This is a genomic window from Pseudacidovorax sp. (genome assembly GCF_017991995.1).
GTDB lineage: Bacteria > Pseudomonadota > Gammaproteobacteria > Burkholderiales > Burkholderiaceae_C > Xenophilus.
The window spans coordinates 89,034-107,905 of the sequence record NZ_JAGOPN010000015.1; the positions used below are offsets into that span (position 1 = coordinate 89,034).

Annotated in this window: 19 protein-coding genes; 5 read left to right on the forward strand and 14 right to left on the reverse strand. The window is 68.4% G+C overall.

What is annotated here, in order from left to right:
• Nucleotides 1-6 precede the first annotated feature (6 nt).
• On the forward strand, nt 7-519 hold the full coding sequence (locus tag KBC94_RS19685; RefSeq protein WP_294373922.1) for a MarR family transcriptional regulator: 513 nt from the start codon (nt 7-9) through the stop codon (nt 517-519).
• A complete protein-coding gene (locus tag KBC94_RS19690; RefSeq protein WP_294373925.1) occupies nt 516-2,042 on the forward strand; it encodes an MDR family MFS transporter in 1,527 nt (508 codons plus the stop codon). Before KBC94_RS19685 ends, KBC94_RS19690 begins: the two co-directional genes overlap by 4 nt.
• Nucleotides 2,043-2,061: 19 nt before the next feature.
• On the opposite strand, the gene KBC94_RS19695 is transcribed toward KBC94_RS19690, so the two are convergent.
• Nucleotides 2,062-2,676, reverse strand: coding sequence for a hypothetical protein (locus KBC94_RS19695; RefSeq protein WP_147284414.1), 615 nt, complete (start codon nt 2,674-2,676; stop codon nt 2,062-2,064).
• 188 nt (nt 2,677-2,864) lie between these two features.
• Here KBC94_RS19695 and KBC94_RS19700 point away from each other — a divergent pair, with 188 nt between their 5' ends.
• Nucleotides 2,865-3,269: a hypothetical protein gene (locus KBC94_RS19700; RefSeq protein WP_294373935.1), complete on the forward strand. Its 405-nt coding sequence runs from the start codon at nt 2,865-2,867 to the stop codon at nt 3,267-3,269.
• Here the strand turns inward: KBC94_RS19700 and ybaL are convergent.
• From ybaL to KBC94_RS19750, 10 genes are all read right to left on the reverse strand, one after another.
• Complete coding sequence (gene ybaL / locus KBC94_RS19705) at nt 3,264-4,982, reverse strand: YbaL family putative K(+) efflux transporter (protein ID WP_294373938.1); 1,719 nt, start codon at nt 4,980-4,982, stop codon at nt 3,264-3,266. The two genes, KBC94_RS19700 and ybaL, sit on opposite strands and share 6 nt — an antisense overlap.
• A 133-nt stretch (nt 4,983-5,115) precedes the next feature.
• Nucleotides 5,116-5,853, reverse strand: a complete 738-nt coding sequence (gene phbB, locus KBC94_RS19710; RefSeq protein WP_017758534.1) for an acetoacetyl-CoA reductase — start codon at nt 5,851-5,853, stop codon at nt 5,116-5,118.
• Nucleotides 5,854-6,083: 230 nt separating this feature from the next.
• Entirely contained in the window at nt 6,084-6,584 is a 501-nt protein-coding gene (locus KBC94_RS19715) for a disulfide bond formation protein B (RefSeq protein ID WP_294373941.1), read from the reverse strand.
• On the reverse strand, nt 6,581-7,687 hold the full coding sequence (locus KBC94_RS19720; RefSeq protein WP_294373945.1) for a sulfate ABC transporter ATP-binding protein: 1,107 nt from the start codon (nt 7,685-7,687) through the stop codon (nt 6,581-6,583). The genes KBC94_RS19715 and KBC94_RS19720 overlap by 4 nt, the downstream gene beginning before the upstream one ends.
• A 68-nt stretch (nt 7,688-7,755) precedes the next feature.
• Nucleotides 7,756-8,661: a sulfate ABC transporter permease subunit CysW gene (gene cysW / locus KBC94_RS19725; protein ID WP_294373947.1), complete on the reverse strand. Its 906-nt coding sequence runs from the start codon at nt 8,659-8,661 to the stop codon at nt 7,756-7,758.
• A 61-nt stretch (nt 8,662-8,722) separates the two neighbouring features.
• The gene (gene cysT, locus KBC94_RS19730) at nt 8,723-9,610 is read right to left on the reverse strand and encodes a sulfate ABC transporter permease subunit CysT (RefSeq protein ID WP_076509989.1); all 888 of its coding nucleotides are present in this window, start codon (nt 9,608-9,610) and stop codon (nt 8,723-8,725) included.
• A 4-nt stretch (nt 9,611-9,614) separates the two neighbouring features.
• Nucleotides 9,615-10,625, reverse strand: a complete 1,011-nt coding sequence (locus KBC94_RS19735; protein ID WP_294373957.1) for a sulfate ABC transporter substrate-binding protein — start codon at nt 10,623-10,625, stop codon at nt 9,615-9,617.
• A complete protein-coding gene (locus tag KBC94_RS19740) occupies nt 10,622-11,200 on the reverse strand; it encodes an alpha/beta hydrolase (protein WP_294373961.1) in 579 nt (192 codons plus the stop codon). Before KBC94_RS19740 ends, KBC94_RS19735 begins: the two co-directional genes overlap by 4 nt.
• Nucleotides 11,201-11,213: 13 nt before the next feature.
• Nucleotides 11,214-11,855, reverse strand: a complete 642-nt coding sequence (locus tag KBC94_RS19745) for a peroxiredoxin (protein ID WP_294373963.1) — start codon at nt 11,853-11,855, stop codon at nt 11,214-11,216.
• A gap of 154 nt (nt 11,856-12,009) precedes the next feature.
• Nucleotides 12,010-12,936 (reverse strand): LysR substrate-binding domain-containing protein, encoded by a 927-nt coding sequence (locus KBC94_RS19750; RefSeq protein ID WP_294373967.1) that lies wholly within the window; start codon nt 12,934-12,936, stop codon nt 12,010-12,012.
• Nucleotides 12,937-13,054: 118 nt separating this feature from the next.
• Here KBC94_RS19750 and KBC94_RS19755 point away from each other — a divergent pair, with 118 nt between their 5' ends.
• Complete coding sequence (locus KBC94_RS19755) at nt 13,055-13,678, forward strand: NAD(P)H-dependent oxidoreductase (protein ID WP_294373970.1); 624 nt, start codon at nt 13,055-13,057, stop codon at nt 13,676-13,678.
• Between the two features lie 91 nt (nt 13,679-13,769).
• Here KBC94_RS19755 and metE read toward each other — a convergent pair whose 3' ends face one another.
• Nucleotides 13,770-16,112 carry a 5-methyltetrahydropteroyltriglutamate--homocysteine S-methyltransferase gene (metE, locus tag KBC94_RS19760; protein WP_294373972.1) on the reverse strand — a complete coding sequence of 781 codons (2,343 nt, stop codon included), beginning with the start codon at nt 16,110-16,112 and terminating at the stop codon, nt 13,770-13,772.
• A gap of 70 nt (nt 16,113-16,182) precedes the next feature.
• Between metE and KBC94_RS19765 the strand changes: the two genes are divergently transcribed.
• A complete protein-coding gene (locus KBC94_RS19765) occupies nt 16,183-17,109 on the forward strand; it encodes a LysR family transcriptional regulator (RefSeq protein ID WP_294373975.1) in 927 nt (308 codons plus the stop codon).
• A gap of 6 nt (nt 17,110-17,115) precedes the next feature.
• Here the strand turns inward: KBC94_RS19765 and KBC94_RS19770 are convergent, their stop codons facing one another.
• Together KBC94_RS19770 and epsC are read right to left on the reverse strand one after the other, a co-directional pair.
• Entirely contained in the window at nt 17,116-17,673 is a 558-nt protein-coding gene (locus tag KBC94_RS19770) for an NAD(P)H-dependent oxidoreductase (protein WP_294373979.1), read from the reverse strand.
• Between the two features lie 127 nt (nt 17,674-17,800).
• Nucleotides 17,801-18,718: a serine O-acetyltransferase EpsC gene (epsC, locus tag KBC94_RS19775; protein ID WP_017758690.1), complete on the reverse strand. Its 918-nt coding sequence runs from the start codon at nt 18,716-18,718 to the stop codon at nt 17,801-17,803.
• Between the last annotated feature and the right edge of the window lie 154 nt (nt 18,719-18,872).

The window sequence follows — 18,872 nt, forward strand, 5'->3', positions numbered from 1 at the left end:
ATGTTTATGAAAATCGACCCCTCCAAGCGCTTCAGCTTTCTGGTCAACCAGGTGGCCAAGCTGCACGGCGCCCACTTCGACCGGCTGGCCCGCGAGCGCATGGGCCTGTCCCTGGCGCAATGCCGACTGCTCTGGGCGCTGGCACATCCCGAGCAGCCCGAGCCGTTGTCGCAGGCTGCCGTGGCCCAACGCCTGGAAACCAGCGCCATGGCCGTCGCCACGCTCTGTGACCGCATGGAGGCCGGTGGCTGGATCCGGCGCGAGCCCTCGCCCAATGACCGCCGCGTCAAACTCATTCACGCCACGCCCCGCGCCCTCGATGCCATGGACCAGGCCCTCGCCATCAGCGACGAGGTGCTGGCCCATGGTCTCGTCACCCTCAGCGCCGACGAGCAGGCCCAGCTCATGGCATTGCTGGCCAAAGCCCGCGAGGGCCTGCTCGCATGGCAACCTGAGGCGGCGCCGGCTTCGCTGCACGACGGCGGCGCGACCCGCGGCCCCGAGGAGACCGCCCCATGACCCCCACCCCCCAGAACCCCGTGCCCCACCGCGGCATGATCACCGTCTCGATCATGCTGGCGACGATCATGCAGGCACTGGACACCACCATCGCCAACGTCGCCCTGCCCCACATGCAGGGCAGCCTGCAGGCCTCGCAGGACCAGATCACCTGGGTGCTGACCTCGTACATCGTCGCGGCAGCCATCACCCTGCCTCTGACCGGCTGGTTCTGCGGCCGGTGGGGCCGGCGGCGGGTCTTTCTGGTGTCGGTGGTGGGCTTCACGGTGGCGTCGGCGCTGTGCGGCATCGCGGGCTCGCTGGTCGAGATCGTCGGCGCGCGACTGCTTCAGGGCGTCTTCGGGGCGGCCCTGGTGCCGCTGTCGCAGGCCGTGCTGCTCGACATCAACCCGCGCGAGAAGGTGGGCCAGGCCATGGCCATCTGGGGCGCGGGCATCATGATCGGCCCCATCCTGGGCCCGCTGCTGGGCGGATGGCTGACGGATCAGCTGGACTGGCGCTGGGTGTTCTTCATCAACCTGCCGGTGGGCATCGTGGCCTTCTGGGGCATCGCACGCTACCTGCCCGAGAGCCGTCCGAAGGCCGAGAAGCTCGACGTGTTCGGCTTCGCGACGCTCAGCCTGGGCATCGGCCTGCTGCAGCTCTTCCTGGACCGCGGCGAACAGCTGGACTGGTTCGACTCGTGGGAAATCCGTCTGGAGGCGATCGGCGCCGTGGTCGCCCTCGCCTTCTTCGCCGTCCACACCTGGACCGTGCAGGGCGTGAGCTTTCTCAACCGCGACCTGCTGAAGGACCGCAACTTCGTCACCGGCCAGTTCTTCGCGTTCGTCGTCGGCATCATCCTGTTCGCGACCACCTCGCTGCTGCCCAACTTCCTGCAGGGGCTGATGGGCTATCCGGTCGTCTATACCGGCGCGGTCACAGCGCCCCGCGGGGTGGGAACGATGATCGCCATGATCGTGGTCGGGCGGTTGGTCCACCGGATCGACGTGCGCGCCATCATGGCCGCCGGCTTCGGCCTGACGGCCTTCTCGCTGTGGCAGATGACGCGCTTCACGCCGGACATGGACAGCACGCTGATCGTCACCTCGGGCTTCATCCAGGGCCTTGGCATCGGCTTCACCTTCGTGCCGCTGTCGACGGCCACCTTTGCCACGCTGCCGGCGCGGCTGCGCAACCAGGGCACGCCGATCTTCAGCCTCCTGCGCAACATCGGCAGCAGCGTCGGCATTTCGGTGGTGCAGACGCTGCTCACAGAAGGCTCGGGCCGGGCGCATGCCAATCTGGCCGCGCTGGTGTCGCCGGGCAACCAGGGGCTGCTGGCGCTGCCCCCGGCCATGGACCTGGGCACCCAGACCGGCCTGGCCGTCCTGAACGCCGAGGTCACGCGTCAGGCGACCATGGTGGCCTACCTCGACGACTTCTGGATCATGATGGTGCTGACCGCGGTGACCATCCCGTTGCTCCTGCTCATCCGCAGGCCACCCAAGGCCGCGGGCGGCTCGGCCGAGATTCCGCACTGACCGTTCGGGACCGCAGCGCTCAGCCGAACTGCCCGAACGAGGTGCGCAGCCCCTGGTAGTCGGTAGGCCCACTGTTTTCCGGCGGATGGCCGTACAGCGCCAGCCAGCCGGCAATGCTGGGCAAGCGCTTCTCGAAGTAGCGATGCAACTGGTGCCAGTCGCCCTGCGGGGTGTGGCTGGCCACCATCTCCAGCCCTTCCACCGCCATGGCCCGCAGGCTGGTCACCATGGCCAGGCCCGAGCCGTCGATCTGCTGCAGGCTCACTTCGCGGCCCTGTGCCAGCACCTCCTGCAGAACACGCCGATGCACGGCAAAGTCGGCCCAGGCGCGCTTGATGCAGGCGTCGCTGAGCTCACGGAACACCCAATGCATGTTGGCGGCAAAGAGCGTCGCCACCTGCTCCGCCTGGCGCGCGGCCTGCCGACCCGCCACATACTGCAGGCGCAGCGCCAGACACAACGCCACCAGTACCGACGCCGCCTGGACCCACGCCGCCCATTCCCCGGAGGTTCGCGGCGGCGCGATCCACAACGCCGCCGTCGCACCGGCCAGAAGGCCGCCGATCCCGACGCAAGGAAGCCAACGAAACGCTACACCGCTTTTCATGCCGCCAATCCTAGGCGCCGAAGTCACTTCAAAGGTAGCGAAAACTTCACAATTAGAAACACGTTTCGCAACCAAACTGCAGTTATTAACAAATCCGGGCGTCCCGCAAGGGCCGATTCCTACAGGACGACGGGATGGGGCTCCCTACGTTCACAACTCCAGCCGACCTGCCACACCTTCCGGTGCCGGGCCGGCGCACGACCTCTGGAGACCCCATGAAGCCTTTCGCCCTGACCCCGGACATGCTGTCGACCCTCGGCAAGACCTTCTATCCGACCGGGCACGCACTGCTGATGTTCCGGGATGCCGAGGCGGCACGGGCTGCGGCAGAGGCCCTCGCCCAGGGCGGCGTGACCAGCGACGACATCGCATTCGTTCCTGCCGAGGCCATCACTGGACCGATCGGCGCCACGGCATCGGACGCCGACGATCCGCTGCCCTCCCCCGGCACCGAAGGCGCGACCGTTCGCGCCTACGTGCGCCTGGCCCGCGAGGGCCATGCCGGCCTGCTGGTGCGCACCGAGGACGACGAGGACGCCGAGCGGATCCGCAGCCTGCTGCGCGAGAACCCCTTCGTGATGGGACAGCGTTACCGCGCGTTGGTCATCGAGGACCTATGACGCTGCCGCCGGCACCGGTGGCAGCGCCCGGCTGAGTACGTCGCTCGCCATGGCCTGGGCGAGTTCATGCTCTCCCAGATAGACCGTCGCCGCCAGTTCCTGCCGCAGCAGTTGCGCCTCGTCCTCGTTGTGGCTGCGCAGGACGACCTCCACTTCGGGATTGAGCGCGCGGGCCGTGTCGATCATCTGACGCACGTTCAGTGGATCGGCGATGGCCACCACCAACACCCGCGCCCGCGCGATGTGGGCCTGGATGAGCACGGACGGCTCCGCCGCATCGCCCCAGACCGCCGCACCGCCTTCCTCGCGCAGCCGCTCGATCAGCTCGCGGTTCTGGTCCGCCACCACGAAGGGGATGTCGTGGGCGCGAAGCTGCGCCGCAATGCGCCGGCCAACGCGGCCATAGCCCACCAGCACCACCTGCCGTGAAAGGTAGCGCGCCGCCGTGGTCGCAGGCAGTTCCGCCAGCGGGTCGTCGCGCGCCTCCAGCCGCCGGGCCAGCGAGGAATGCAGCCGCAACCAGTTCAGGATCGGCTGGATCGCGCTGAACCACAGCGGATTGGTCGCGATGGACACCAGCGCTCCGGCCAGCACCAAGCTCTGCGCCTCCGGCGGCAGCAGTTCCATGCGCAGGCCCAGCGCCAGCAGGATGAAGGAGAACTCACCGATCTGCGCCAGGCTGGCACTCACCGTCAGCGCGGTCGCCAGCGGATAGCGGAAGGCGAGCACGAGCAGGCAGGCCGCCACCGACTTGCCCACCACGATCACCAGCACGACGGCCAGCACCTGCAGCGGACGGCTGAGCAGGACGCCGGGATCGAACAGCATGCCCACCGACACGAAGAACAGCACGGCGAAGGCATCGCGCAGCGGCAGCGACTCCTCCGCCGCCCGGTGGCTGAACTCGGACTCGCGCATCACCATGCCGGCAAAAAAAGCGCCCAGCGCAAAGGAGACGCCGAACAAGGAAGCCGACGCAAACGCGATGCTCACCGCCGCCGCCACCACGCACAACGTGAACAGCTCGCGCGAGCCGGTGCGCGTGACCTGCCACAACAGCCAGGGAAAGACGCGGCGGCCCACGATCAGCATCAGTGCGACGAAGCCACCGACCTGCAGCAGCGTGACGCCCAGCGTGCGGGCCAGCGACGCCATGGAGCCATCGCTGCCCTCCTCGGCACGGCCACCCAGCACCTGCGCCAGCGGTGGCAGCAGCACCAGCACCAGCACCATCGCCAGGTCCTCCACCACCAGCCAGCCGACGGCGATGCGGCCGGTGTGGGTGTCCAGGATGCCCAGGCTTTCGAGCGCCCGCAGCAGCACCACCGTGCTGGCCACCGACAGCGCCAGCCCGAAGACCAGTGCCGCCCCGAGGCTCCAGCCCCACCACAGCGCCAGAAGCCCACCCATGCAGGTGGCGGCCACGATCTGCACCAGCGCGCCCGGCAGCGCGATGCGCCGCACCTGCAGCAGGTCGTCCAGCGAGAAATGCAGGCCCACCCCGAACATCAACAGCATCACGCCGATCTCGGCCAGTTGCGAGGCGATGTCGGCATCGGCCACGAAGCCGGGGGTGAAGGGCCCGATGATCACGCCGGCGAGCAGGTAACCCACCAGCGCCGGCAACCTCAGACGGGCGGCGATGAATCCGAGGGCGAGTGCCAGCCCCAGGGCGGCTGCGATCGTGCTGATGAGGGAGGCGCCATGGTGCATCGACCCATTTTGCAGGACGCCGCCGGGCGCACCGCGACGCCGGGCTTTGCCTGGCCCCGGAAGCGCGAAGCCCGCGCAAGGCGGGCTTCGACGTGCCCCGGCGGCGCCGGGGCGGATGGGCACACGGCCCTGCTCAGTGCATGTGCAGGCCGCCGTTGACCGGGAAGTCGGCGCCCGTCGAATAGCCGCCTTCGCTGGAGGCCAGCCAGGAGATGATCGAGGCGATCTCGCTCGGCTCGCCCAGGCGCTTGACCGGGATGGTGCCGACGATCTTGTCCAGCACTTCCTGACGGATGGCCTTGACCATGTCGGTGCCGATGTAGCCCGGGCTCACGGTGTTGACCGTCACGCCCTTGGTGGCAAGTTCCTGCGCCAGCGCCATCGTGAAGCCGTGCATGCCGGCCTTGGCGGCCGAGTAGTTGGTCTGCCCGGCCTGGCCCTTGGCGCCGTTGACCGAGCTGATGTTGATGATGCGGCCCCAGCCCTTCTCGACCATGTCGCCCACCACCTGCTTGGTGACGTTGAACATGCTGTTGAGGTTGGTCTCGATGACGGCATTCCAGTCGTCGGGCGTCATCTTCACGAACATGCGGTCGCGGGTGATGCCGGCGTTGTTGACCAGCACATCGATGCTGCCATGCTCGGCCTTGGCCTTGGAGAACGCCTCCACCGTCGACTCCCAGTTGCCGACGTTGCCGACGGAAGCGTGGAACTCGAAGCCTTCTTCCTTCTGCTCCGCAAGCCACTTGCTGAAATCGCGGGTCGGCCCGCAACCGGCGATCACCGTGAATCCATCCTGATGCAGGCGGCGGCAGATTGCGGTTCCGATGCCTCCCATGCCTCCGGTGACGTAAGCGACTTTCTTGCTCATTCCTGTGCTTTCCTTGGGTTGATCCGGCTTCCTTGCCGGCTTGGTCACTTTAGCGACATTTCTCCAGGTTTCAGTGGCATGGCCCCTCTAAAGAGATGAGGACAAACCGCAGGTCCAACCCAGGCAAGCAACGGCGTGCACACCCTCCGTGCATGCAAAAGCCCCGCCGGGCACATCGTGCACCACGGCGGGGCCTTGGCGAGAGACAGGACGATGTCTGGGCGCGCCGGTCAGCGGCGGCGCTGACGCTGGAAGAGCAGCGCCAGAAACACCAGCCCGAAGGCGACGAAGCACAGGAAGGACCAGTTGGCGATCGACAGGCCCAGGAAGGTCCAGTCGATCTGCGAGCAGTCGCCGCTGCCGCGGAAGATCATGGGCACGACGCGCTGCAGCGGGAAGGTCTCGATCATTCCGTAGATGTCGCGGCCGCAGCTCGCGAATTCCGGCGGATGCCATTGCAGCCAGCTCTGGCGCGCCGCCGTGAAGGCGCCGCCTGCCGCGAACGCCAGGGCCACGAAGCCCCAGAACTTGCGCAATCCACTGCCGCCGGTGGCGGCCGCCAGGGCGCTGAATACCGCCACCAGGATCAGCGCATAGCGCTGGACGATGCACATGGGACAGGGCTCGAGCCCCACCACATGCTGCAGGTACATCCCAAATGCCAGCATGGCCACGCAGGCCGCGGCGATGAGCCCGTGAATGCGCCGGGGCGCGTCGAAGAGTTGGTTCAAATCCCTGATCCTTGGTCAACGAAGACGCGGGCCCGGCGCGGGCTCGCGACCACCGTGTCGCCCTCGCGCAGACCCAACTCGCGGAACTGCTGGGCAGGAATCTGCACCTCGATCACGGTTCCACCTCCGGGATTATCCGGATTCGTTTCCACCGGTTCGAGTTCCATCCGCGCGATCGGACCGACCACGATGGCACGGGTGAGGCGCGCGACGATGCCGTGCGCCTGCGACTGGCCGCCCGCGTAGGGCGCGATGTCGAAGTCGTGCGGACGCACATAGGCCAGCGCCTTGGCGTCCTGAACACGGTCTGCCTCCGTCGCAGCAAAGCGCATGCCCTGCTGCAGCTCGACCTCGCCCTCGTGGGCCCGGCCGTGGAACAGGTTCACGTCGCCCAGGAAGCCGTAGACGAAGGGGCTGGCCGGATGGTCCCAGACCTCCTGCGGCGAGCCGACCTGCTCGATGTGGCCACTGTTCATCAGCACCACGCGGTCGGCCACCTCCAGCGCCTCTTCCTGGTCGTGCGTCACAAAGATGGAGGTGACATGCAGCTCGTCGTGCAGCCGGCGCAGCCAGCGGCGAAGTTCCTTGCGCACCTTGGCATCCAGCGCGCCGAAGGGCTCGTCCAGCAGCAGCACCTTGGGCTCCACCGCCAGCGCACGCGCCAGGGCGATGCGCTGGCGCTGGCCGCCCGACAGCTGGGCCGGGTAGCGGTCGGCCAGCCAGTCCAGTTGCACCAGCTTGAGCAGGTCCAGCACCTTGGCCTTGATCTGCGCCTCGCTGGGCCGATCCCGGCGGGGGCGGATGCGCAGGCCGAAGGCGACGTTGTCGAACACCGTCATGTGGCGGAACAGCGCGTAGTGCTGGAAAACGAAGCCCACCTGCCGCTCGCGCACGTGCACGTCGGTGGTGTCCTCGCCGCTGAACAGGATGCTGCCTGTGTCGGCGGTTTCCAGGCCCGCGATGATGCGCAGCAGCGTGGTCTTGCCGCAGCCCGAGGGGCCCAGCAGCGCGAACAGCTCGCCCGAATCGATGTTCAGGCTGACGTCGCGCAGCGCATGGAAGTCGCCGAAGCGCTTGCTGACGTTGCGGATTTCGATGCTCATGGTTTGGCTAACTCTTGTTCTGTTCGGGCGCCCGCCACGCGGGCGGCGGGCCACTCTGGAAGGCGGACTCAGGCGGTGGGCGCCGGCCGCTCGGGTGGCAGTTCGGCCAGGGCCTTCATCTCCCGCTCGTGGCGCCACTCGGCCACCGTCTTGATCACCAGCGTGACCAGGGCCAGCACCGCCAGCAGCGAGGCCACGGCGAAGGCGGCGACGGACTGGTACTCGTTGTAGAGCACCTCCACGTGCAGCGGCATGGTGTTGGTCTGGCCGCGGATGTGGCCCGAGACCACCGACACCGCACCGAACTCGCCCATGGCGCGCGCGTTGCACAGGATCACGCCGTACAGCAGGCCCCACTTGATGTTGGGCAGCGTCACGTGCCAGAAGGTCTGCCAGCCGCTCGCGCCCAGCACGATGGCGGCCTGCTCCTCCTCGGTGCCCTGCGCCTGCATCAGCGGGATCAGCTCCCGCGCAATGAACGGAAAGGTCACGAACACGGTCGCCAGCACGATGCCGGGCACGGCGAAGATGATCTTGATGTTGTGCTCGGACAGCCACGGCCCCAGCCAGCCCTGCGCGCCGAACACCAGCACGTAGATCAGGCCGGCGACGACGGGCGAGACGGCAAAGGGCAGGTCCACCAGCGTCGTGAGGAAGGCCTTGCCCTTGAACTCGTACTTGGCGATGGCCCAGGCCGCCGCCACGCCGAACACCAGGTTCAGCGGCACCGAGACGGCCGCCACGATCAGCGTCAGCTCGATGGCGGACCAGGCATCCGGCTCCTTCAGCGCTTCCACATAGGCACCCCAACCCTTGCGCAGCGCCTCGGTGGCGACGGCAGCCAGCGGCAGCACCAGGAAGAAGAACATGAAGACCAGCGCCAGGCCGATCAGCGTCCAGCGCACGGCGGGGGACTCGGTGGTCCCCGCGCGCTCCCGGCCGCTGCCGGCGCGCATTCCGGTCGCACCACTCATTTGAATGCCTCCGCGCTGCGCGCTACGGCGCGAGCGCCCTTCGGGGCGGCCGTGCGGGTGCTCATGCCGACACCCCCCGCTTGCGCTGCCAGGCCTGCAGCGCGTTGATGACCAGCAGCATCAGGAAGGAGAAGACCAGCATCACCAGCGCCACGGCGGTGGCACCCTGGTAGTCGTACTGCTCCAGCTTGCCGATGATGATGAGCGGCGTGATCTCGGAAATCATGGGCATGTTGCCGGCGATGAAGATGACGGAGCCGTACTCGCCGATGGCGCGGGCGAAGGCCATGGCGAAGCCGGTGAGCAGCGCCGGCGTGATCGAGGGCAGGATCACCAGCCGGAAGGTCTGCCAGCGCGTGGCGCCGAGCGAGGTGGCGGCTTCTTCCAGCTCCTTCTCGGTGTCTTCCAGCACCGGCTGAACCGTGCGCACCACGAAGGGCAGGCCGATGAAGATCAGCGCGATCACCACGCCGGCCGGCGTGAAGGCGAGCTTGATGCCCAGTGGCTCCAGGTACTGGCCGATCCAGCCGTTGCCGGCCAGCAGCGCGGTGAGCGAAATGCCGGCGACGGCGGTGGGCAGCGCGAACGGCAGGTCCACCAGCGCGTCGACGAGCTTCTTGCCCGGAAACTTGTAGCGCACGAGCACCCAGGCCACCAGCAGGCCGGCGAAGAGGTTGACCAGCGCGGCCAGGAAGGAGGCGCCGAAGGTGAGCCGGTACGAAGCCAGCACCCGCGGCGCCGTGACGGCCACCCAGAACTGATCCCAGCTCATGGTGAAGGTCTTGAAGACCAGCGTGCTGAGCGGAATCAGCACGATCAGGCACAGATAGAAGATCGTGTACCCGAGCGTCAGGTGAAAGCCCGGCAGCACCCGCTTGGCACCGCCGGCCCTTGAACGTGAAACCGGCGCTGCCGGGGTCGGCAGCGCCGGTGAGGTCACACCAGCCATGGAGTCAGCGCGCGCCGGGGGTGTAGAGCTTGTCGAACTGGCCGCCGTCGTTGAAGTGCACCTTCTGCGCTTCACCCAGGCTGCCGAAGAGCTCCTGCACCGTGAACAGCTGCAGCGGCTTGAAGGTGTCGGCATGCTTCTTCAGCACGGCCGGCGAGCGCGGGCGCAGCGCATGCTTGGCGGCAATTTCCTGCGCCTCGTCCGAGTACAGGTAGTTCAGGTAGGCCTTGGCCAGTTCGCCGGTGCCCTTCTTGGCGACCGTGCGCTCGACCACCGCCACCGGGTTCTCGGCCAGGATGCTGATGCTCGGGTAGACGGCATCGACCTTGCCGGTGCCGAAGTCGCGGTCGATGGAGACCACCTCGGACTCGAAGGTGATCAGCACGTCGCCGATGCTGCGTTGCAGGAAGGCCGTGGTGGCATCGCGGCCGCCGCGGGCCAGCACCGGCACGTTCTTGAACAGCTTGCCGACGAATTCGGCGGCCAGGGCGTCGGTGCCGCCCTTCTTTTTCACGTAGCCCCAGGCGGCCAGATAGGCATAGCGGCCATTGCCGCCCGTCTTGGGGTTGACGACCACGACCTGCACGCCGGGCTTGATCAGGTCGTCCCAATCCTTGATGCCCTTGGGGTTGCCGTTGCGCACCAGGAACAGCATGGTCGAGGTGGTGGGCGAGGCGTTGTCGGGGAACTTCTTGGTCCAGTCCTTGGCCACGACGCCCCTGTCGGCCAGGAAGTCGATGTCCGTGCTGGTGTTCATCGTCACCACGTCGGCGTCGAGCCCGTCGGCCACCGAGCGGGCCTGGGCGCTGGAGCCGCCGTGCGATTGGTCGATCTTCACGTCCTTGCCCGTGGTCTTCTTGTAGTGCGCGACGAAGGCAGCGTTGTAGTCCTTGTAGAACTCGCGGGCCACGTCGTACGACGCGTTCAGCAGCTGGTTCTGGGCGAAGGCATTGCCGGCGAAGGCCGAAGCGGCCACCGTCAGGGCCGCGGCGAAGGTCTTGATCTTGGAATTCATAAGGTCGCGGAGTGTTGCACGGAAGACCGGTCCCCGGCCGTCAGACGGCTGGGGGCATCGGTCAGGGATTCGAGCAGCGCCAGGCCGAGCGGCCAGTCGCCGTGGCCCGAATCCACGTTGATGTGGCCCGCATTCTGGATGCGGACGAATTCGCTGCCCCAGGCCCGGGCATAGGCACCGGCCAGGCGCACCGGGCAGAAGGGGTCGGTGGTGCTGGCTACGACGATGCTGCGGTAGGGCAGGCGCGCGTAAGGAACGGGGGCGAAGTCGACCAGCGCGGCGCGGCGCTCCGGATCGGCCGGCGCCACCAGCAGCGCGCCCTCGACGCGGGCCGCGGCCTCGGCGCCCAGGTGGCTGGTCGCGATGCAGCCCAGGCTGTGCGCCGCGATCACCACCCTCTCCGGCCGCGCCAGGATCAGCTGCTCCAGCGTGCCGACCCAAGCCTCACGCCGGGGCGACACCCAGTCGTCCTGCACCACGCGCTCGGCGTCCTGCAGGCGCTCGGCCCACAGGCTCTGCCAGTGGCCAGGACCAGAGTCGCGCCAGCCCGGCACGATGATGATGCGCTGTGTCATGGCCGCGGGCGGCTCACTTGTTGGGCTGCGGCGTCACGCGCAGATAGGGCCGCACGGCGTTCCAGCCCTTCGGGAAGCGGGCCTTCAGCTCTTCGGGGTCCTGGATGCTGGGCACGATCACGACGTCGTCGCCGTCCTTCCAGTTGGCGGGTGTCGCCACCTTGTGGCTGTCGGTGAGCTGCAGCGAGTCGATCACGCGCAGGATCTCGTCGAAGTTGCGGCCGGTGCTCGCCGGGTAGGTGATGGTGGCGCGCACCACCTTCTTCGGGTCGATGATGAACACGCTGCGCACCGTGGCGGTGGCCGACGCGTTCGGGTGGATCAGGTCGTACAGCTCGGCCACCTTGCGGTCGGCGTCGGCCAGGATCGGGAAGTTGACGGTGGTGTTCTGCGTCTCGTTGATGTCGCCGATCCATTCCTTGTGCTTGTCCGCCGGATCGACGCTGATGGCGATGGGCTTGACGCCGCGCTTGGCGAATTCGCCGCCCAGCGCCGCGGTCTTGCCCAGCTCGGTGGTGCACACCGGCGTGAAGTCGGCGGGGTGCGAGAACAGCACCACCCAGGCATCGCCCGCCCAGTCGTAGAAATGGAGCGCGCCCTCGGAGGAATCCTGGGTGAAGTCGGGGGCGGTGTCACCGAGTCGCAGCGTGGCCATGGCGTGATCCTTTGTCAGGTGGAAGCAAGGGAGTCTGGATTCTGAAGACAAGCGCTTCGATCACAAACGAATATCTCCTTGTTTGGTTATGCGATCCCGACCATAAGCATCACTCCGACGCTGGAAGACCCGGGCCGGCCCTGCGCAGCCGGCGTCAGGCCAGCGGACTGCGCTCGGGCGGCTCGGCCAGCACCTCGCCGAGGAAGTCCAGCACCGCCCGGACCGCGGGGACCAGCGCTCGGCGCGGCGTGAACATGGCATGCACGAGGCCGGGCGGCGGCTGCCAGTCGGGCAACACCGACTGCAGCCGGCCCGCTTGCATGGCTTCGCGGCAGAGGTAGTCGGGCAGGAAGCCGATGCCCACGCCCTGCTCCACCGCGAAGCGGAGCGTCAGCAGGTCGTTCGCCAGGTAGCGCGGCGTCTGCATCAGCAGATGGGTGGCACCGCCCGGGCCCTGCAGCAGCGTGCCGGCGCGGGCATCCGCGGCCGACATCGCGACGCATTCCACCTGCTCCAGCGATTCGGGATGCGTCAGCGGCCCGTGCCGCGCCAGCAAGGCTGGCGTGCCGACCAGGAGCAACTTGCTGCGGCCGAACACGCGGGATGCGAGCGTGGCGCTGTTCTCGACCTCGTTGCGCACGCGCAGTGCGACGTCCACGCCCTCTTCCACCGGATCCACCGGCCGGTTCACCACCCGCATCTCCAGCTGCACGCCGGGATGGCGACTAAAGAATTCCGGCAGCGCCGGGCCCACGTTGCTCTGCGCCAGCGTGACCGGGCAGCTCAGTCGCACCAGGCCTCGCGGCTCCTTACGCACCTGGGCTACTTCGGCAGCGCCGGCCTCGGCGGCCTCGCGCACGGCGATGCAGTGGCGCAGGTAGACCTCGCCGGCGGGCGTGAGCGACAGCCGGCGCGTGCTGCGCTGGAGTAGCTGGACGCCCAGCGAGGCCTCCAGCTGTGCAATGCGGCGCGACAGGCGCGATTTGGGCACGTCCAGCGCGCGGCTGGCGGCGCTGAAGCCGCCGCGCTCCACCACTTCGGCAAAGAAAACCAGGTCGTTGAGGTCCTGTACTGGGCTCATTGTTCCATCCAAAGAACGAATGGTCCCGATTTTGGCGACTTATCGTCCCGTTGTCCCAGTTTTAGACTTCTTTCATCGCTCGAATCCGTCGGGCCCGTCTCTCTCAGGAGTGAACAACATGAAACTGCTGCACATCGATTCCAGCGTCCTCGGCGCCAATTCCGTCTCCCGCCTTCTCACGGCCGAAGTGGTCCGCGACTGGGTGGCCGCCCATCCCGGTACCGAGGTGGACTATCTGGACTTGGCGGCCAACGCCCCGGCCCACTTCGGTGCCGACGCCCTGGGCGTGAAGGTCGGCGCCGAGCCGACCACCGAGGCGCAGAAGCAGGAGAACGCGGTCTCCGAAGCGCTGGTCAGCCAGTTCCTGGCTGCCGACGTGATCGTCGTGGGCGCACCGCTGTACAACTTCTCGATCCCCAGCCAGCTCAAGGCCTGGATCGACCGTCTGGCCCAGCCCGGCCGCACATTCAAGTACACCGAGAAGGGCCCGCAGGGCCTGGCCACCGGCAAGACGGCGATCGTCGTTTCCACCCGCGGCGGCCAGTACTCCACCTCCGAAGCCGGCCAGGCGGCCGAGCACCAGGAAAGCTACCTGAAGGTGGTGTTCGGCTTCTTCGGCATCACCGACGTGCGCTTCGTGCGCGCCGAAGGCCTGGCCATGGGCGAAGCAGCACGCGCCGCAGCACTGGAGGCCGCCCGCGCCTCGATCCCGGCCGCGGCCGGGGCTGCGGTCGCCGCCTGAGGCCGACGCCGCGCGCATGGCGCGGCGCCAACCAGCAACAAGAGGGTCCTGCGGGACCCTCTTTTCATGGGGCGAACAGCGCCAGCCCGCCTCAGGCTTCAGCCAGTTCAGTGCCGCCGGGTGCCGCGACCTGCGTACACAGACCCAGCTCCGCCCGCATCCGCTTCGCTGCGGCGACCATGTTGGCCAGGGCGGCCTCGGTCTCCGGCCAGCCCCGGGTCTTGAGGCCGCAGTCGGGATTGACCCACAGATGGCCCGGCGGCACCACGTCGGCGGCCTTGCGCAACAGGCGCAGCATCTCCTCGACCGGCGGCACGCGCGGCGAGTGGATGTCGTACACGCCCGGGCCAATCTCGTTGGGATAGCGCATCGCCCCCTCCCCGCCGAAGCCACGCAGCAGCTCCATGTCGGAGCGGCTGGTCTCGATGGTGATGACGTCGGCGTCCAGTGCGGCAATCTCCGCCAGGATGTCGTTGAACTCGGAGTAGCACATGTGGGTGTGGATCTGCGTGTCGTCGCGCACGCCCGAGGCGCACAGGCGGAAGGCGCGGCCGGCCCAGTCCAGGTAGGCCTTCCAGCCGGCGCGGCGCAGCGGCAGGCCTTCGCGGAAGGCCGGCTCGTCGATCTGGATCATGCCGATGCCGGCGCGCTCCAGGTCGCACACCTCGTCGCGCAGTGCCCAGGCGATCTGCTCGCAGGTGAGGCTGCGCGGCTGGTCGTCGCGCACGAAGGCCCACTGCAGCATCGTGACCGGCCCGGTGAGCATGCCCTTCATCGGCCGCCGCGTGAGGCTCTGCGCATGGGCGGTCCATTCGACCGTCATGGCCGCGGGCCGGGCCACGTCGCCATAGATCAGCGGCGGCTTGACGCAGCGCGAGCCATAGGACTGCACCCAGCCGTTGGCCGTGAAGGCATAGCCGTCCAGCTGCTCGCCGAAGTACTCGACCATGTCGTTGCGCTCGGGCTCGCCGTGCACCAGCACGTCCAGGTCCAACGATTCCTGGGCCCTTACCACGCGGGCGATCTCATCGCGCATGGCCTGGGCATAGGCTTCGGCCGACAGCGCGCCGCGCCGATGCGCCGCCCGCTGCGCCCGGATGACGCCGGTCTGCGGAAAGGAGCCGATGGTGGTGGTAGGCAGCGGCGGCAGCGCGAAGCGGCGCCGCTGGGTCGCCTGCCGCTGCGCGAAGGGCGCGGCGCGGCGGTCGTCGCCGTCCACCCGGCGCGCGAGGCGCAGGGCGACGTCGGCCCGCCGGACCCGCGGGCTGTGGCGACGGCTGGCGATGGCGGCACGCGCTTCGGCCAGGGCGGGCTCGATGTCGGCATCGCCGGCCAGCGCCCGGCGCAGCAGTTGCAGCTCTTCCAGCTTCTCGCAGGCGAAGGCCAGCCAGCTGCGCAGTTCGGCATCCAGTCCCTGCTCGACCTGCAGCCCGAAGGGCACATGCAGCAACGAGCACGAGGGCGCCAGCCACAGCTCGCCCCGGTGCTTGGCGGCCACGGGCTTCAGCCGGCCGAGCGCCGCGTCCAGGTCGGTGCGCCAGATGTTGCGGCCGTCCACGATGCCGACCGACAGCACCTTGTGCGCGGGCAGCCAGTCGGCCACGCCGGTGAGCTCCTCGGGCGCCCGCACGGCGTCCACATGCAGCCCGGCCACCGGCAGCTGGCAGGCCAGACGCAGGTTCTCCTGCAGCGGCGAGAAATAGGTCGCCAGCAGCAGCCGCGGCGCGTTGCGCGCGATCTGCCAGTAGCTGCGCTCGAAGCTCTGCCGCCAGGACTCGGGCAGGTCCAGACCCAGGATAGGCTCGTCGATCTGCACCCACTCCACACCCTGCGCCTTCAGCCGCGCCAGCACCTGTTCGTAGACAGGCAGCAGCGCGTCGAGCAGGGACAGCCGGTCGAAGCCCGGGGCCTTCTCCTTGCCCAGCCACAGGAAGCTCAGCGGCCCCAGCAGCACCACCTTGACCGGATGGCCCAGCGCCTGCGCCTGGGCCACCTCGTCGAACAGGCGTTCGCTGGCGATGCCGCCGAACACGGTCGCCGGGCCGAACTCGGGGACGAGGTAGTGGTAGTTGGTGTCGAACCACTTGGTCATCTCCAGCGCATGCGTGCCGGCCGCTTCGCCGGTGCGCACGCCGCGGGCCATGGCGAAGGCCCGGGCCAGCTCCGGCTCGTCGGCGGACAGGCCGAAGCGCTGCGGCTCGCAGCCGAGCAACTGGATGTGGTTGAGCACCTGGTCGTAGAAGGCGAAGTCGCCGACGGTGACGAAGTCCAGGCCGGCTTGGCGCTGGAGCGCCCAGTGACGTGCGCGCAGTTCGGCGCCGACGGCCTCCAGCGCGGCCGCGTCGATGTCGCCGCGCCAGTGGGCTTCGAGGGCGAACTTCAGTTCTCGGTGGGCGCCGATGCGCGGGAATCCCAGGATGTGTGTGCGAGTCATGCCGGCATCATCCCGGCGCGCCAACTATGATTCAAACGAAACTTTTTGCGGTATTGCTTGAATCAATTTCATGACACAACCCATCCTGGAAATCCGCCACCTGCGCACCCTGGCCGCCTTGCGCGACACCGGCAGCCTGGTCCGGGCGTCGCAACTGCTCAATCTCACGCAGTCCGCCCTGTCGCACCAGCTCAAGGCGCTGGAGGCGCATTACGGCTGCGCGCTCTTCGAACGCAAATCGCTGCCACCCCAGTTCACCGCCAGCGGCCTGCGTCTTCTGCAATTGGCCGACAGCGTTCTGCCGCAGATGGAAGCGGCCGACCGCGACGTCGCGCGGCTGGTGAGCAGCGGCGGCGGACAGCTGCGCATCGCCGTCGAATGCCACACCTGCTTCGACTGGCTGATGCCGGCCATGGACGCCTTCCGTCAGGCCTGGCCGGAGATCGAGCTGGACATCGTCTCCGGCTTCCATCCCGACCCCGTCGCGCTGCTGCTGCAGGACAAGGCCGAGGTCGCCATCGTCTCGGAACAGGACGCCACGGAGCCGGTCGACCATCATGCGCTGTTCCGCTTCGAGATCGTCGCGCTGATGGCCAACGGACATGCACTGACTGAAAAGCCGTATCTCACGGCCCTGGATTTCGCCGATCAGACACTGATCACCTACCCGGTCCCGGACGAGATGCTGGACGTGCTCCGTCAGGTCATGCAGCCCGCCGGCCTTCAGCCCCGGCAGCGACGCACGACGGAACTGACCGTCGCCATGCTGCAACTGGTGGCCAGCGGCCGCGGCATCGCCGCGCTGCCCTGGTGGGCGGTGCAGAGCTACCTGGAGCGCGGCTACGTGAGCGCCCGGCCCATCGGTCGCGACGGCTTGCGCGGCGAACTGCACATGGCCTGCCGGCCGGGACTGTCGGCGCAGGCCTGGCTGTCGGACTTCGTGCGGATCACGCGCGACAGCTGCTTCAAGCGGCTGCCGGGTATCGAGCTGCTGTGAGAGCCCTCAGGCGCTCGCGTGTCGCTTCACCCAGGCCACGTACTTGTCCATCCAGCCCTGCAGGAACTGGCGCGTGGCCTCGATGCCGATGTGCCCCTTCTCATCGAACAGGTCGTCTTTGTTCTGGATGAAGGCCTCGGGCTGGCCCAGCGTCGGCACGTCCAGGTAGGCCAGCACGTTGCGCAGATGCTGCTGCGCCAGCGCCGTGCCGATGGCGCCCGGCGAAATGCCGATCACCCCGGCCGGCTTGCCGCCCCAGGCGTTCTGGCCGTAGGGCCGCGAGCCGTGGTCCAGCGCATTCTTCAGCACGCCGGGGATCGAGCGGTTGTACTCGGGCGTGACGATCAGCAGGCCCTGGGCGCGGGCGATCTCGGTCTTGAGCTGCTGCACCTCGGCCGGCTGCTTGCCGTCGAGGTCCTGGTTGTAGAGCGGCAGGTTGTCGATGCGCAGGTGCTCGAAGGTGAAGTCCTCCGGTGCCAGCGCGGCCAGCGCCAGGGCCAGCTTGCGGTTGAGGGAATCCTGGCGAATGCTGCCGACCAGGACGGCGACGCGGTATTGGCTCATTGAAGACGCTCCTCTTGCGGGATGGACACGAAAAACCTCGATGCTGGCGGCCGCTCGTGCGCGCGTCTGTCAGTCGCGGGCGCACGCACCGGCGGTTACACCCCGCCGGGCGCGCGATGCCTAGCGTTCAGCAATCGCCGGGACGGGATCCGCGGTTCTTCTGCAGACTGGCCTGCGTGACCGAGGCGCCCGGCAGCACGTCGTCTGTCACCCACACATTGCCGCCGATGGTGGCGCCCTTGCCGATGGTCACGCGGCCCAGGATGGTGGCCCCGGCGTAGATCACCACGTCGTCCTCCACCACCGGGTGGCGCGGCAGGCCCTTCTGCGGATGGCCGTTCTCGTCGGTCGGAAAGCGCTTGGCGCCGAGCGTGACCTGCTGGTACAGGCGCACATGCTGGCCGATCACCGCCGTCTCGCCGATCACGATGCCGGTGCCGTGGTCCATGAAGAAGCCGGCGCCGATGGTCGCGCCCGGATGGATGTCGATGCCCGTCTGCGCATGGGCGCGCTCGGCCACCATGCGCGCCAGCAGCGACAGCCCCAGCCGGTAGAGCGGATGCGCGATTCGGTGGTGGATCATGGCCGTCACGCCCGGATAGCACAGCAGCACCTCGTCCACGCTCTGCGCCGCGGGGTCGCCCTGGTAGGCGGCCATGACGTCGGTGTCGAGCAGCGCGCGGATGGCGGGCAGCTGCAGGGCGAATTCGCGGATCCGCTGCTCGGCGTCGGCCCGCAGTTCGGCCGGGGTCACGGCGTCGAGCCGACGCACGTGGCGCAGCTCCTGCACCGCCTGCTCCTGCAGCTGGCGCAGCGCCTGGTCGATGGTGTGGGCGACATAGAAGTCTTCGCCCTCCTCCCGCAGATGGGCCGGCCCCAGCCGCATGGGAAAGAGCGCGCCGATCAGGCTTTCGACCACCTCGTCGACGGCGGCACGCGAGGGCAGTTGCCGCTCGCCGCCGGCCACGCGCTGCTGCGCGCTGCGCCATTCGTTGCGCACCTGGCGCAGGGACGAGACGATTTCATCGATGGGGAAGGCGGACATAGGCGTGGGCGCGGCAGTGACACAGGGCCCCGCCCGGAAAGGCGGGGCGCCTATTCTGCGCGACTGGCCGCGGGCCCGCCTTGTCCCTCGCGCGGTGGGTGAATCCACCCGCCCTGCACAGCGGCGACGCAGTCCGTGGCAGGGCGCGGGGCGC